We start from the raw sequence: 15,611 nt of genomic DNA, 5'->3' as shown, positions 1-15,611 counted from the left end.
CCACCCCTGGGTGGACAGCCGGCTAGGCGTCGATCCGCGAGCGGTCGAGCGTCGCCGCGGAGCTGGTGATGAACTCCTTGCGGGGCGCCACGTCGTTGCCCATGAGCAGGTCGAAGATCTGCTCGGCCGAGTCCAGGTCGCCGATGTTGATTCGGCGCAGGGTCCGGTGGCGCGGATCCATCGTCGTCTCCGCCAGCTGGTCGGCGTCCATCTCACCGAGGCCCTTGTAGCGCTGGATGGCGTCCTTGTACCGGACGCCCTTGCGCTGGTACTCGAGCAGGGTCTGCCGCAGCTCGTTGTCCGAGTAGGTGTAGACGTACTTGTCCTGGCCCTTCTTGGGCTGGACGAGCTCGATGCGGTGCAGCGGCGGAACCGCGGCGAAGACCCGGCCCGCCTCGACCATGGGGCGCATGTAGCGCTGGAAGAGGGTCAGCAGCAGGCAGCGGATGTGCGCACCGTCGACGTCGGCGTCGACGAGGAGCACGATCTTGCCGTAGCGGGCGGCGTCGATGTCGAAGGTGCGGCCCGAGCCGGCTCCTATGACCTGGATGATCGCACCGCACTCGGCGTTCTTGAGCATGTCCGAGACGGAGGACTTCTGGACGTTGAGGATCTTGCCCCGGATCGGCAGGAGCGCCTGGAACTCGCTGTTGCGGGCGAGCTTGGCGGTGCCGAGCGCGGAGTCTCCCTCGACGATGAAGAGCTCGCTGCGCTCCACGTCGTCGCTGCGGCAGTCGGCGAGCTTGGCGGGGAGCGAGGAGGACTCCAGCGCGGTCTTCCTGCGCTGCGCCTCCTTGTGCTGGCGGGCCGCGATACGCGTCCTGGCGGCCGCGACGGCCTTCTCCAGGACGGCGCGGGCCTGGGCCTTGGCGTCACGCTTGGTGGACGTCAGGAAGGCCTTCAGCTCGCGGGCGACCACGGTGGCGACGATCCGGCGAGCGGCCGAGGTGCCGAGCACCTCCTTGGTCTGCCCCTCGAACTGCGGCTCGGCGAGCCGGACCGTCACGACGGCCGTGAGGCCCTCCAGGGCGTCGTCCTTGACGATGTCGTCCTCGGCGACGCGCAGCATCTTGGCGGAGCGCAGGACCTCGTTGACCGTCTTGGTGATGGCCTGCTCGAAGCCGGAGACGTGGGTGCCGCCCTTGGGGGTGGCGATGATGTTGACGAACGACCTGACCGTCGTGTCGTAGCCGGTCCCCCAGCGCAGGGCCACGTCGACGCCCAGCTCGCGGGTGACCTCGGTGGGGGTCATGTGCCCGCGGTCGTCGAGGACCGGGACGGTCTCCTTGAAGGTGCCCTGTCCTGTCAGGCGCAGCACGTCGCAGACGCCCTTGTCCTGCGCGAGGAACTCGCAGAACTCGCTGATGCCGCCGTCGAAGCGGAACGTCTCCTCGCTCTTGCCCACACCCTCCAGGTCCCGCTCGTCCCTGACCACGATGGTCAGGCCGGGCACCAGGAAGGCGGTCTGGCGGGCGCGCTGGTGGAGGTGGTCCAGGGAGAGCTTGGCGTCCTTGAGGAAGATCTGGCGGTCCGCCCAGTACCGCACGCGGGTACCGGTGCGGGTCTTGGGGACGCGCTTGCCCTTCAGCAGCCCGTTGCCCGGGTCGAAGGGGCTGTCGGGGCCCTGCTCGGTGAAGATGCCCGGTACGCCGCGGCGGAAGCTGATCGCGTGGGTGGAGCTGTTCCGGTCCACCTCGACGTCGAGCCTGGCCGACAGCGCGTTCACCACGGAGGCGCCCACACCGTGCAGACCGCCGGAGGCCGCGTACGAGCCGCCGCCGAACTTTCCGCCGGCGTGCAGCTTGGTCATGACGACCTCGACGCCGGACAGCCCGGTCTTGGGCTCGACGTCGACCGGGATGCCCCGGCCGTTGTCGCGCACCTCGACGGAGCCGTCGTCGTGGAGGATCACGTCGATGTGGTCGCAGTAGCCACCGAGAGCCTCGTCGACCGAGTTGTCGATGATCTCCCAGAGGCAGTGCATCAGGCCGCGGCTGTCGGTGGACCCGATGTACATGCCAGGGCGCTTGCGGACCGCTTCGAGCCCTTCGAGTACGAGCAGGTGCCGCGCGGTGTAGTTGGAACCGTCACGGTCTGCGGTCAGCAGCGCACTGGACGGCACGGACGTCTCGGCGGTCACGCGGTTCGCTCCTCGCTGAATTTGAAAACTGGCCCGGTGGGGTAAGGCCCGGCGTCGGTCACCGGTCAGAGGGTACCGATGCCTGGTAGAGCCGTTGTCACGCCACCCTCCTGATTTCTCATGCTAGTGCAGAGTCGCATGGGTGTTCGATCCCTCGATCGGGTGACGTGAACATCACGTTCCCTTCCGCGCATGAACCATTTAGGCTCCGGGCACGTCCTCATGAACAACCGGCAACCCAGCCGGGAGGACGAAACCGAGACAAGCAATGCGAAATCCGTAGAGCGACGCAATACGGCTCATTCGCCGCCAACCGGCAGCAGCAGCCACCTCGGGAAGAAGTTTCGAGGAAAAGCCACGAGCGGGAACGTTTTCGGCCTGGTTGGATGTTGACCCTGGTACGACAGCTCGTCGAGCTAGAGAAGAGGCGACGTGACTACTGTTCTGACCCCCGCGAGCCCCCTGACGGCCGCTGACCGCTGCGACCGCTGCGGCGCCCAGGCGTACCTGCGCGTCGTCCTGACCAGCGGTGGTGACTTGCTCTTCTGTGCCCACCACGGGCGCAAGTTCGAGCCGGAACTCAAGAAGATCGCCGCGGAAATACAGGATGAGACTGACCGGCTCACCGACGTGCCGGCCAAGGCAGTAGACGAGGACCGCTGACGCCTCGCATTACACGACGAGCCATGGGCCGGTCGCTGACCGGACGACGGGCGGCCACTCCCACGACCAAGGGGGGTGGCCGCCCGTTCTCGCGCCCGAGGCTCAGAAGTTCGCCGGCAGCACGGTCGAGACGCGGGTGTAGACACCCGGATTCTCGGCCTGCCCGCAGCCGCTGCCCCAGGACACCAGACCGATGAGCCGCCCACCGGCCACCAGCGGCCCGCCACTGTCCCCCTGGCAGGCGTCCTTGCCGCCGTGCGGGTCGCCCGCGCACAGCATCGTGTCGGCGCGGTACGCGGTCCCGAAGCCACTGGGGTAGGCCCGCTCGCACGCGGCGTCGGGCAGGACCTGGACACGCGCCGCACGCAGCGCGGAGGCGTAGGTCCCGTTCCCCGTGGTGTCCCCCCACCCGTACACGTCCGCGGCCGTCCCCGGCGCCTCGGCCGGGTCACCGGCACGGGCCGGTGTGATCACGTACGAATCGGGCAGCGGGCTCGCCAGCGTCAGTACGGCCAGGTCGTTGGCGTTGGCCGTCGGGTCGTAGTCCGGACTGATCCAGGTGCCGGTGACACGGACTTCCCGCCCGCCCGTGCCGCTGAGGGCGCTCCGGCCCGCGATGACCTTGAAGTCGGCGAGCTCCCAGGGCTCGCCGCCCAGGACGTCCCGGCCGAGGCAGTGGGCCGCGGTCAGCACCCGCGTGGGCGCCACGACCGCTCCCCCGCAGAACTGGCCCGCCCGCGTACCTCCGAACCGGTCACGGCTGGAGAGGGCCACGGCCCAGGGAGCGTCCGCGATCTGGGCGGGCTGCCCGCCCACCACGACACTGTCGGCGGCCGCGGGAGCGGCGGCCGCGAACGGACCGGCCGCCGTCGAGATCAGGCCCAGCGCAGCGGTGACTGCTCGGGCGATGGGGCGACGCATAGAGCCTCCTGACTCTCCGATGATGTCGGTTAACCCAGCGTCGTGCAGAGACCCGCACAGTGCACCCTCGCAAGGCCGAAGGGCCCGGCCCCCTCTCGGGGAACCGGGCCCTTCGGCTCGTACGACTCGGATCAGTCGAGGTAGTCGCGCAGCACCTGCGAACGGGACGGGTGGCGCAGCTTCGACATGGTCTTCGACTCGATCTGGCGGATGCGCTCACGCGTCACGCCGTAGACCTTGCCGATCTCGTCCAGCGTCTTCGGCTGGCCGTCGGTGAGGCCGAAGCGCATGGAGACCACGCCCGCCTCACGCTCGGAGAGCGTGTCGAGGACGGAGTGCAGCTGCTCCTGGAGGAGCGTGAAGCTGACCGCGTCGGCCGGGACGACCGCCTCGGAGTCCTCGATCAGGTCACCGAACTCGCTGTCTCCGTCCTCACCCAGCGGGGTGTGGAGGGAGATCGGCTCACGGCCGTACTTCTGGACCTCGATGACCTTTTCCGGGGTCATGTCGAGTTCCTTGGCCAGCTCCTCCGGGGTGGGCTCGCGGCCCAGGTCCTGGAGCATCTGGCGCTGGACGCGCGCCAGCTTGTTGATGACCTCGACCATGTGCACCGGGATACGGATGGTGCGGGCCTGGTCGGCCATGGCGCGGGTGATCGCCTGACGGATCCACCAGGTGGCGTACGTGGAGAACTTGTAGCCCTTGGTGTAGTCGAACTTCTCGACCGCGCGGATCAGACCCAGGTTGCCTTCCTGGATCAGGTCCAGGAAGAGCATGCCGCGGCCGGTGTAGCGCTTGGCCAGCGAGACGACCAGTCGGAGGTTGGCCTCCAGCAGGTGGTTCTTGGCGCGGCGGCCGTCCTCGGCGATGATCTCCAGCTCGCGCTTGAGCTTGGGCGCCAGCTTGTCGGAGTTGGCCAGCTTGTCCTCGGCGAACAGACCGGCCTCGATGCGCTTGGCGAGCTCGACCTCCTGCTCGGCGTTGAGCAGCGGGACCTTGCCGATCTGCTTCAGGTAGTCCTTGACCGGGTCGGCGGTGGCGCCGGCGACGGCGACCTGCTGCGCCGGAGCGTCGTCCTCGTCCTCGTCGGACAGGACGAAGCCCTTGTTCTCGCCCTCGGCCTCCTCGTCCTCACCCTTGCCGGGCGCGACGTCCTCGAGGAGCTCCTCGCCCTCGACGACCTCGTCGGCGTCCTTCTTGGAGGCCGTCTTCTTGGCCGTCGTCTTCTTGGCGGCCGTCTTCTTGGCCACCGTCTTCTTGGCCGCGGTCTTCTTCGCGGCCGCCTTCTTGGCCGGGGTTCCGGCCTCGTCGGCCGGGTCCGCGCTCTCTGCCGCCGGAGCCGCCGCGGCGGCCGAGACGGTCTTCGTCACGGTCGTCTTGGCGGTGACGGTCTTGGTGGCGGTGCGCTTGGCCGGGCTCTTCGCTGCGACGCTCTTGCGGGCGCGCTTCGGCGACTCCGCTGCACTGACCATCAGCGTCACACCCTCTTCCTCGAGGATCTGGTTGAGGCTGCGCAGAACATTCTTCCACTGGGTTGGCGGAATCTGGTCAGCCTCGAAGGCCCGACGCACGTCATCGCCGGCGATCTGCCCATCAGCCTTTCCCCGCTCGATGAGCGCCATCACAGACTCGGACTCGGCGATCTCCGGCGGGAGCGTACGGGATGTGCTGGCCGACACGAACAACCTCTCGGAACGATGGAAAACGGCTTCCGGCCCCGCCCATGTTCGGGCCGGAGCCGACGACCGTCGACGGGGAATGTGCCGACGGCGCGGGCTGGACCGGGGAACTGCACAGCGCCTGACACGGCTGCTGTATTCCTTCCTCGGCTGTCACCTCTTAGGTCATCGCACGACTTCGAAGAGTGTTACGCCCAATCCGCGTGGCCCGAGTCACACCCCATGTGCGACTAATCGGTCAGAACGGGTGTTCGTGGCGCATTCGCGCCGCCGGAACCCCCGCGGCCCCGGGGATCACGCCATGATCCCCGGGTTCCGCGCGGGTCCGGCGACACGCGATGCGCGCACTTCCGCCCACCCGGCCACGGCCGGGGTCAGTGCTCGCGCGGAGCGGGCACGACGCGCTCCACCTCCGGGTGGGCCGTGAGCAGCTGGCGCATGGCCGCCTCGGCCCCCTGGGCGTCGCCGGCCGCGAGGCAGTCGACGATACGTGCGTGGTGCGCCAGGCAGGACTCGCCGGGGCGGTCACAGCCGGTGACCGGGCCGCCGGAGACCTGCAGGGCGGCGGCGACGATGCCGGAGAGGTGCTCCAGCATGCGGTTGCCGGCGAGCTGGATCAGCAGGGAGTGGAACTCGGCGTCGGCCCGGGTGAAGGTGATGCCGTCACCCTGGGCGTAGGCGTGGCCCATGATCTCGACCATGTCGGACAGCCGCTGCTGGACGTCCTCGCGGCCGTGGCCTGCGGCGAGCCGGGCGGCGAGGGGCTCGATCGTCCAGCGCAGCTCGTTCAGCTCGCGGCGCTGGTCGTCGCGCTGCGGCCCGAAGGCGCGCCACTCGATGATGTCCGGGTCGAGCAGATTCCAATCGCTGACGGGCCTGACCCGGGTGCCGACGTTGGGACGGGCGCTGACCAGCCCCTTGGCCTCCAGCACGCGCAGCGACTCGCGCACGACGGTGCGGGAGACCTCGAAGCGCTGGCCGATCTCCTCCGGGACGAGCGGGCGGTCGGCGCCGAGGTCGCCGGAGACGATCATCTGCCCCAGCTGCTGGACGAGCTGGCCGTGCAGCCCTCGGCCGCGGCTGCCGGCGCTGCGACGCCCGACCCGGCCGAGGTCCGTCTCCACCCCCTCCCAGGAGGGCGGGCCCACGCGCTCGGAGACGGGCGCCTCCGCGTACGGGTAGCGATCGAGGTCGCCCGGGGCGCCGAGGCCGGAGTCGACGGGGCGGGCGGCGGTCATCATGGTGTGCGCAAGGGTACTCACGCATCCTTTGTCGGCGTTGCCCCGGTGGCCCTTGAGGTCTTTGGTGAAAAGCACACGAAAGGGTGATCGGCACCCGCTACACAATTGACGATTAATCGGACATAAGCGGGCATTTTCAAGAGAGTTACCGGGGAAACGGAAAGTTCCGATCTTGGAGTGATCACCAACGCGCTCTGCGATGAAGGCCGGTGATCAGATACGCGCAGAGCAGAGCGGTCAACGCGACGGCCAGCGCCACCCCCACGGGCTGCGCCACGACGCGCAGCGCACCCAGCAGCCAGCGGTCGGCCGCCGGCGGCCACTGCACGCTGGCGAATTCCCGCAGCCGACCCGGGAGTCCGGCGATCGACCGGCCCGTCGGCCCCCAGCTGACCAGCCGCAGCAGAGGGGCCACGACGACAGGCACCGAGAGCACCGCTGCCACTCCCGCCGTGGCGACGCGGAAGACGCCCGCCCCGAGCACCCCCGCCCAGGCGCAGCCGACGATCAGACCCAGCCAACTCGCACAGAGTGTGGGCCAGTTTTCGGGTACGGGAATCAACTCTCCGCCGTAGACGAGGCGGAGCGCCTCCAGATCGGCCACCACGACGAGCACGGCGAGGACCAGGGCCACGGCGGCCGCGACCGTCAGCTTGGCGAGCAGCAGCCCGAGCCTGCGCGGAACGACGCCGCGCCCCGTGGTGAGTGCCGGGTAGCGGTACTCGTCGCCGAACGAGAAGGCTCCGAGCAGTCCGGCGCCCAGTGCGGCGGGCGGCAGCGGTGAGACCGCGGGCCATCCGGCGAGCACCGTGGGCAGAGGTGTCCGGCCGCTGCGTGCGAGAAGCACCGAGATCACCACGGAGGCGACGAGGACGGCCGCCGCGACGAGCGGAGTCGCCGGCACCCCGAGCAGTCGGCGAATCTCGTACCGCAGCGGTCTCAGTGGCGAACGCGCCGGCCGCCGGGCCTTCGAGGGTCCGGGCTCGGAGGAGGCCACGGTTCGGCGCTCTGCGGACTCCGGGGCAGGCCCGGCGAGGTCCCGCGGGCCCGGCGGGGCGGTGTCTCCCACCTCGTCGGCCAGTTGGTGGATGAGAACTCCGTGCCGGAAGGCCGTCTCACCGATCGCGGCGCAGTCGCTGCCGTAGACGGAGAGGCGGTTTCCCCGTTCGGCGATCACTTCGACGGTACGGCGGGCCGCGCGCGCCTCCTGGGCGACCGCGGCGGCGAGCCGCGCCGCGTGGGGGGTCCTCACGGCCACGCGTGGGCGCAGGCGGGTACGGGCGAAGTCGGCCGCGTCCTGTGCCGCGACGAGCCGGCCCTTGTCGAGCGTGACGACCCGGTCGGCGTTGCGGGCCGCGCCCTTGGGATCCGTGGTGGTGTAGAGGACGGTGCCTCCGTCGGCGGCATGAGCCCGCAGGAGGTGGTGCAGCCACGCCTTCTCGCGGGCGGAGAGTCCGGCACCCGGCTCGTCGAGCAACAGCGTGTGGGGGTCGCCCAACAGCGCGGATGCGAGACCGAGTCGGCGATCCATGCCACGGGCCAGTCTGCCGATGCGCTGGTCATGGAGGCCCGTGAGCCCCACGAACTCGAGCATGTCGTCGGCCCTGGAAGCCGGGACACCGGCCGCGGCGCACAGCATCCGCAGCTGACTGCGCAGCGTCCGCGAAGGGTGTCCGGGAACGTCCCCGAAGAGCACTCCGACCTCACCGGCGGGGTGCGCGATGCGCTGCAGCGGGCGACCGCGGAAGTAGGTGACGCCTCGCCCCGGCTCGAGTTCGAGCATCAGCCGCAGGGCCGTGGTCTTGCCGGATCCGGCGGGGCCGAGAAGGGCGGTGACCTGACCCGGGCGTGCCTCGAAGGTGAGATCGTCCACGGCGGGCGGGAGGTCACGGCGGGGGCTGCTGGTGAGTCCGATGGCCTGGAGCATCGCTTCTCTCGCGGTAGGTGAGACCGCTCCGCGGCAGGGCGGCTATCCCAGCAAGATAACGCTACATTTCGGACTTTTGGTGCATGGTTGGGACCCCGGGTCGCCGGGGTCGGGCCGGATCGACGCGGTCAGACTTCAGGACGGAGCATGGGCGGGTTGAGCAGCGTTGCGCCGCCCGCGCGGAACAGCTGTGCGGGGCGCCCTCCCTGACGGGTCGTCGTCCCACCCGCCGGAACCAGGAACCCAGGTGTGCCGGTCACCTTCCGGTGGAAGTTGCGCGGGTCGAGTGCCACGCCCCACACCGCCTCGTAGACCCTGCGGAGCTCGCCGACCGTGAACTCCGGCGGACAGAACGCCGTCGCCAGCGAGGAGTACTCGATCTTCGATCGGGCCCGTTCCACACCGTCGGCCAGGATCTTCGCGTGGTCGAAGGCGAGCGGCTCGGCCTGCTCCTCGCGCTCGGCCGCACCGTCCTTGCCGAGCACCTCCTCCACCGGTGCCCAGCGGGCACTGTTCGCGTCGCCGCCGGCGCGTGGGGCGGGCAGATCCGGCGCGAGAGCCAGATGAGCGACGCTGACCACCCGCATCCGGGGGTCGCGCTGCGGGTCACCGTAGGTGGCCAGCTGCTCCAGGTGGGCACCATTGCCGGGCATGGGCGCCGGGGTGCCCGGGTCGTGGACGCAGAGCCCCGTCTCCTCCACCAGCTCACGCGCGGCCGCCGCACCGAGGTCCTCGTCGGCCCGGACGAAGCCGCCGGGCAGCGCCCACCTGCCCTGGAACGGTGTTTCCCCTCGTCTCACCATGAGGGCGCACAGCGCGTGGCGCCGCACGGTGAGTACGACCAGATCGACGGTGACGGCGAAGGGTGGGAAGGCCGACGGGTCGTAGGGAGGCATGCCGTGATCATAGTCGTCTTCCTGACGATAAACACGCCCCTGCCGTGCATCGACGACGACTTCTTCGCGGTTCCCCGCGGCGTCCCGCGCCATGTCGAGCGGCATCCGATCAGACCCCCAGCTGGAGGCCGTCTGCGGCCTCCTCGACCATGCCGAGACCGAGCCGGCTCACCCGCGCGGAGAACGGCTCACCGGCGACCCGGACGTCCGACAGGCGGACCGCGCCGAGCGGCGCCGACCGGACGGGGTGGAGGGCGACCGTGCCCCCCGGTGCGTCGGGCCGGATCCCCACGAGGGCCGTCATGAGGTGGACGGCGCCGGCGGCGGCGACCGCGGCGGGCCGACAGGCCGCCGGATGCGGAACCGGGACCGCGCCCGCCGTCCGCACACTGCCCGCGTACATCTCCGGCAGCCGGTAGCCGAAGGCCTCCGCCGCGTCGAGGGTGCCCTTCAGCAACGACGCCGCCTCTTTCTCGTATCCCTCCGCGGCGAGACCAGCCACCGCCACCACCGTCTCGTGGACCCTGACCGCTCCCGCCCGGTGACCGAACGGGTTGTGGCCCGGCTCCTTGGTTCCGAGGCTGCGCAGGCCCCAGCCCGAGTCCAGCGCAGGGGTGCCCAGCAGCCGGGCCAGCTGGTCCGTCGCGGACCCGTCCAGCAGGCCGGGTGCGTACCGCCCACCGCCCAGAAGCCCGGTGTCGAGGAGGTGCGCCGCCCAGCCGCCGAGCTGTGTCCACGGCCGGCCGCCCGGCGCCAGGGCCGCGGCGGGCCTGCCCCCTGACCGGTCGTCGATCCAGAACTCATCCCGGAACCGCTCGCGCAGCGTGCGGGCCCAGTCCCGCCAGCCGTCTCCCCCGGGTCGGCCGCAGGCGTCGAGCAGGTCGGCGCCGAGAACGGCCGCGCGGTGGGCGTGGGCCTGTGTCTCGGCCCGCCGCGGCCCGGCGGGCCCCGGGTCCGGGACGAACCCGTGCGGGTCGGCCGCGGTACGGAGCCAGCCCAGGCACCTCTCCGCGACGGGGAGGAGTTCCGCGAGGTCCTGCTCGGGCAGGCCCCAGCGTCTGGCCTCCGCGAGGACCGTGGGAAAGGCGAGGGTGGCCTCGATTCCCGTACAGCGAGGCGGGAGGAAGGGGCCCGCGTCTCTGAGCGGGCCGGGAATGCGCCCACCCGCCGGCCCGGGTCCGTCGAGCTGGGTCCGGGCCAGGGCCCGGAGCGTCGTGACGGCGAGCCGAGTCCCGAGGGGGAGCGCCATCCGTGCGGCCCAGAGCGCCTCGGCGGTGACCGGTCCGCAGCGCCACGGCACCCCGGCGGCAAGATGGACGTCGGCCGGGTGATCCGGGTCGCGCTGGAGGAGCGCCCGCAGGTCGTCGACGGCGACCCGCAGCAGCTCGCCGATCCGGGGGTCGTCCCCTTCCGCGTGGACCTCCGCGAGCCCGACGCCACCGGGGCGGCCGGTACCCGGCCCGGTGGGACCGGGCAGTCCGTGGGGGCGGTCGCCCCGCACTCTGAGCTCGATGGTCCGGGCGGATCCGGGAGCGAGGTCGACCTCCCAGCGCAGGAGTCCCGCAGCCGCCAGGGCGTCCGTCGGCGGCGGGTCGGCGCTGACGGAGGCGCACCGGCCGTCGGCGGCGGTCCAGCGCATCCCCGTGCCGTGGACGCTCGCGACGATGTCGGCTCCCGCCCTCCCGGCCGCGACGGCACCCAGATCCGCGAGATCCGTCCCCAGAGAGATTTCCACCGGGAGCCTGAGCGGCCTGGCGGCGAAGCTGCGCAGCGTGATCCGCTCGGTTCCGTCCGCGCTCCGCGAGCGCTCGACGGTGAGCCCGGGGTCGGGCCCGGAGTCTCCCGCCGTTCGGACCACGGAGAGGAAGACGGCACGGTCCGCGGCGTCCTGGCGGCCCGAGAGTGCGAGGGGCTCACGGCCCGCCACCCGCAGCACGCAGCGGGAGAGGAGGCGTCGTCCGGAGGCGTAGACCCCTTCGAGACCGTGTCCGGTGAGTTGTCCGTGCTCGGAGGAGACAGCGAGGGCCGGCAGGGCGACGCAGAGGAAGGCGTCGTGCACCGACGGAAGCTCCGGCGGCCGTACGCCTCCGGGCGGCCTGAGGCTGGTGGCGGGTGCTTGTGCGGCCGGGAGTCCGGGGGCTGGGGCGGGACGGGTGGCCATGGGTGGTGTGCGGTGCTCTCTGTGCGGTCCGGACTGCCGATGAGGGGTCGGCGGCACGGGTCGTCGGGCTCCGCCACTGACGTGAACGCCGCTGTGGGTGGCCGGGTCACGGGCGTCATCACCTCCTCCTCGTCCCGCGCCGTCCGCCGCGCCGTGCCGCCGCATCCCGCGGCGGCCTGGGCGAGGTCTTGCCGGGACGGGTTCCGGCGCCCCTCCGGGCCTGCCTGACGGGCTTGGCCGGCTTGGCCACCCGCACCGGCTTGGGCCGCTCGACGGTCCCCTCCGCCCGTTCCACCTCGGCCGTCGACGCGAGGGCGTCCTGGGAGCCGATCGGCCGGGCCTCGACGCGGGCCTCCACGGCAGCGGCCGCCCGCGATCCCCGCTCGTGCCTCAGGCAGCTGCGCAGCGACTCGGGGTCGAGCCCCTCGTTGCAGGCCTGGTGCAGCAGTCGGGCGAAGACGTACTCGGGGTCGGCGTCCAGCGCGAGGCCCAGCGCGGCGCGGGCCGCCGGTTCGTCCCCGGTGGACCAGGCCACCCAGCCGGCGAGGGTGAGCGGGGCCGCAGCGTGCTCGTCGAAGGGGGCGACGCAGCGCCGGGCCAGCGCGCGCCACAGGCGCAGGGCAGAGGCGCCCTCGCGGCCCTCCATCCACTCGGCGGCCTGGTCCCGCGTGTCCCGGTCCTGAAGGCCGAGGATCAGGGCCGCGGCCTCGTGGGCCCCGATCGACGCGTCGTCCGCCGCATCCTGCTCGGCCGTCCCGTCGCGGCGCCCGGGGCTCGTCACGGGTGTGCTCGCCGTGGTGTCGGCCCCGCCGGACGGGATGTCGAACCGCCGGAGCACGTCCCGGGCGAGCTTGAGCGTCGCCTCCCTGACTTCGGTCCGCCCGACGCCGGGCGGGCCGTCGAAGATCTTGGGGACGATCAGGGTCGAGCCCTCGTTGAGCGCCTTGCGCTGCTGTTCCTCGCCCGGCCACGAGGGACGGGGCTTGAGCCGTGCCTCCATGTCCCGCAGCGATCCGCGGACCTGGATTCCGGCGTAGGCGGCCGAGGCCGCCATGACCGACGTTCCGGTGAGCGCCATCGGTGTGCCGTCGGGCGGGCAGCAGCGGGTGTCGGGGCAGCAGTAGGAGAAGTACAGGCCGTCGGAGATGCAGAGGGCTTCGTAGACGGGAATGTCGAGTGCGCCGCAGGCGGTGCGCAGGCGCTGCGAGAAGGGGCGCAGCCGCTCCATCACATGCCGGCCCGTCTCGCCCGGTGCCGGGTCCTGGCAGAGGAAGACGACGATGCCGTCCGGGCGGGTGCCACGGCGGGCGCAGCCGTCGACGAGGCACTCCGCGAGCTGTTCCGCCGTCGAGGCCCATTCCTTCGACGATCGCGGGATGCCGAGCCTGACCCGGCCGCCGAATCGTCCGAGCTCGCCGTGGAGGGCGACGAGGACGACGGAGTCGCTGGGATGGAAGCCGAGCATGAAGGGCAGGGCGTCGGCCAGTTCGGCGGGGCCGCGCAGGGTGATCTGCTGAGTTTCGGTCGTTCCACGGAATTCGTGCGGGTTCGTGTTCATGGTCACGACGGTCTCGCGAGGAGAGCCGACTCCGAAAGCCCTGTGGATAACTCGGCAGCGAGGCCCTCACCAGGTTTTCCACAGGTTTCGAGGCGCGTTCGCGCATTGTCCGAGTCATCGGGTTGCATGGGGGCATGACCAACGCAGAGCGCCTCCCCGACCGCGCGGCCCTCCGAGCCACCGCCGACGCCGTACTCGCCCGCCTTGTCGGCGATCCCACGGGCACGGCGAGACTGCGTGAGGACCAGTGGCGTGCCATCGAGGCGCTTGTCGCGGACAAGCGGCGTGCGCTGGTCGTCCAGCGGACCGGGTGGGGCAAGTCCGCGGTGTATTTCGTCGCGACCTCGCTGCTGCGCGAGGCCGGCAGCGGTCCCACCGTGATCGTCTCTCCCCTCCTGGCGCTGATGCGCAACCAGGTGGAGGCGGCTGCCCGTGCGGGCATCCGCGCCCGCACGATCAATTCGTCGAACACGGAGGAGTGGGAGACGGTCCAGGAGGAGGTGGCGGCGGGCGCGGTCGACGTCCTGCTGGTCAGTCCGGAGCGGCTCAACAACCCCGGCTTCCGCGACGAGGTCCTTCCCCGGCTGGCCGCTGCCACGGGCCTGCTCGTGGTCGACGAGGCCCACTGCATCTCCGACTGGGGTCATGACTTCCGGCCCGACTACCGGCGTCTGCGGACGATGCTGGCCGAGCTGCCGGCGGGTGTTCCCGTGCTCGCCACCACGGCCACGGCCAACGCGCGGGTGACGGCCGACGTCGCCGAGCAGCTCGGTACGGGCGCGGGGACCGACGCACTGGTGCTGCGCGGGCCGTTGGACCGGGAGAGCCTGAGCCTCGGTGTCGTCCGGCTGCCCGACGCCGCGCACCGGCTGGCCTGGCTGGCCGATCACCTCGGCGAGTTGCCCGGTTCGGGGATCATCTACACGCTGACGGTGGCCGCCGCCGAGGAGGTCACCGCATATCTGCGCCAGTGCGGCCACACGGTCTCGTCGTACACCGGCCGCACCGAGAACGCGGACCGGCAGCAGGCCGAGGAGGACCTGCTGGCCAACCGGGTCAAGGCTCTGGTGGCGACGTCGGCTCTGGGCATGGGGTTCGACAAGCCGGACCTGGGTTTCGTGGTGCACCTCGGTTCGCCGTCCTCCCCCATCGCGTACTACCAGCAGGTGGGCCGGGCCGGGCGTGGTGTGGAGCATGCCGAGGTGCTGCTGCTGCCGGGCAAGGAGGACGAGGCGATCTGGCAGTACTTCGCGTCGGTCGCCTTCCCGCCCGAGGAGCAGGTGCGCCGCACCCTCGACGTCCTGGCGCAGGCGGACCGTCCGCTGTCGCTCCCCGCCCTTGAACCTCTCGTGGAGCTGAGGCGGACCCGGCTGGAGACGATGCTCAAGGTGCTCGACGTGGACGGTGCCGTGCACCGGGTGAAGGGTGGCTGGACGAGTACGGGTCGGCCCTGGGTGTACGACTCCGAGCGCTATGCCTGGGTGGCGCGCCAGCGGGCGGCCGAGCAGCAGGCGATGCGCGAGTACGCGGCGGGGACGGGCTGCCGGATGGAGTTCCTGCGGCGCCAGCTGGACGACGAGGAGGCCGCGCCGTGCGGCCGCTGCGACAACTGCGCGGGCTCCCGGTTCGACCCGAAGGTGAGTGACGCGGCGCTCGATGCCGCCAAGGGGGAGCTGGGCCGTCCCGGCGTGGAGGTGGAGCCGCGCAAGATGTGGCCGACCGGACTCGCGGCGGTGGGTGTCGATCTGAAGGGCCGTATCCCCGCGGGCGAGCAGTCGTTCGGCGGGCGGGCGCTGGGGCGGCTCTCGGACATCGGCTGGGGGAACCGGCTGCGTCCGTTGCTGACCGAGCGGGCGCCCGACGGTCCGGTTCCGGACGATGTCGTGCAGGCGGTGGTTCGGGTGCTCGCCGACTGGGCCAAGGGTCCCGGGGGTTGGGCGTCCGGCGCGCCGGACGCTCCGGCCCGGCCCGTCGGCGTGGTGACGGTGGCTTCGCGCAGCAGGCCGCAGCTGGTCGGCTCGCTCGGGCAGCGGATCGCGGAGATCGGCCGGATGCCGCTGCTGGGGACTGTCGAGTACGCGCCGGAGGCCGAGGAGCTGCGGATCTCCCGGACCAACAGTGCCCAGCGGGTGGTCGGGCTGCACCAGGCTCTGACGGTGCCTCCCGCCCTGGCGGAGCGACTGGGCTCGGCCGGGGGTCCCCTGCTGCTTGTTGACGATCTGTCGGACAGTGGTTGGACGCTCGCCGTGGCGGCCCGACTGCTGCGCCGCTCGGGTGCCGAGGGGGTGTACCCCCTGGTATTGGCCGTCCAGGCGTGAAACGGGGAGTGAACAGTGGGTGTCTGGGCAGGGATATGAGTGTCATACCAACCCATTCCAGTCAGCGGCCTCAATTGCTCGTTGCCGCCCGCGCACGGGCCCGCAAG

Annotated in this window: 10 protein-coding genes; 2 read left to right on the top strand and 8 right to left on the bottom strand. The window is 71.5% G+C overall.

Going from position 1 to position 15,611, the window contains the following annotated elements; genetic code table 11:
- Positions 1–22: 22 nt before the first annotated feature.
- Complete coding sequence (locus ACFVGW_RS30715) at positions 23–2,140, bottom strand: type IIA DNA topoisomerase subunit B (RefSeq protein WP_383229369.1); 2,118 nt, start codon at positions 2,138–2,140, stop codon at positions 23–25.
- A gap of 432 nt (positions 2,141–2,572) precedes the next feature.
- On the opposite strand from ACFVGW_RS30715, the gene ACFVGW_RS30710 reads away from it, so the two are divergent.
- Positions 2,573–2,803: a hypothetical protein gene (locus ACFVGW_RS30710; protein ID WP_137992866.1), complete on the top strand. Its 231-nt coding sequence runs from the start codon at positions 2,573–2,575 to the stop codon at positions 2,801–2,803.
- 102 nt (positions 2,804–2,905) lie between these two features.
- Here the strand turns inward: ACFVGW_RS30710 and ACFVGW_RS30705 are convergent, their stop codons facing one another.
- The 7 genes from ACFVGW_RS30705 to ACFVGW_RS30675 form a co-directional block, all read right to left on the bottom strand.
- Positions 2,906–3,724, bottom strand: a complete 819-nt coding sequence (locus ACFVGW_RS30705) for a S1 family serine peptidase (RefSeq protein WP_385854232.1) — start codon at positions 3,722–3,724, stop codon at positions 2,906–2,908.
- A gap of 131 nt (positions 3,725–3,855) precedes the next feature.
- Positions 3,856–5,403 (bottom strand): RNA polymerase sigma factor, encoded by a 1,548-nt coding sequence (locus ACFVGW_RS30700; protein ID WP_352187985.1) that lies wholly within the window; start codon positions 5,401–5,403, stop codon positions 3,856–3,858.
- Positions 5,404–5,777: 374 nt separating this feature from the next.
- Entirely contained in the window at positions 5,778–6,665 is an 888-nt protein-coding gene (locus tag ACFVGW_RS30695) for a FadR/GntR family transcriptional regulator (RefSeq protein ID WP_383229367.1), read from the bottom strand.
- A gap of 160 nt (positions 6,666–6,825) precedes the next feature.
- A complete protein-coding gene (locus ACFVGW_RS30690) occupies positions 6,826–8,571 on the bottom strand; it encodes an ATP-binding cassette domain-containing protein (RefSeq protein WP_385854231.1) in 1,746 nt (581 codons plus the stop codon).
- 128 nt (positions 8,572–8,699) lie between these two features.
- Positions 8,700–9,467, bottom strand: coding sequence for an NUDIX domain-containing protein (locus ACFVGW_RS30685; protein ID WP_383229365.1), 768 nt, complete (start codon positions 9,465–9,467; stop codon positions 8,700–8,702).
- Between the two features lie 109 nt (positions 9,468–9,576).
- On the bottom strand, positions 9,577–11,628 hold the full coding sequence (locus ACFVGW_RS30680) for a glycogen debranching N-terminal domain-containing protein (protein WP_385854230.1): 2,052 nt from the start codon (positions 11,626–11,628) through the stop codon (positions 9,577–9,579).
- A 118-nt stretch (positions 11,629–11,746) separates the two neighbouring features.
- Positions 11,747–13,186 (bottom strand): DUF4192 domain-containing protein, encoded by a 1,440-nt coding sequence (locus tag ACFVGW_RS30675; protein ID WP_385854229.1) that lies wholly within the window; start codon positions 13,184–13,186, stop codon positions 11,747–11,749.
- Positions 13,187–13,320: 134 nt separating this feature from the next.
- Here ACFVGW_RS30675 and ACFVGW_RS30670 point away from each other — a divergent pair, with 134 nt between their 5' ends.
- Positions 13,321–15,504, top strand: coding sequence for a RecQ family ATP-dependent DNA helicase (locus ACFVGW_RS30670; RefSeq protein ID WP_385854228.1), 2,184 nt, complete (start codon positions 13,321–13,323; stop codon positions 15,502–15,504).
- Positions 15,505–15,611 lie beyond the last annotated feature (107 nt).

This window comes from Streptomyces sp. NPDC127129 (assembly GCF_042671585.1).
In the GTDB taxonomy this organism is placed as follows: domain Bacteria; phylum Actinomycetota; class Actinomycetes; order Streptomycetales; family Streptomycetaceae; genus Streptomyces.
This window is presented reverse-complemented; position numbering and strand designations above follow the sequence as displayed.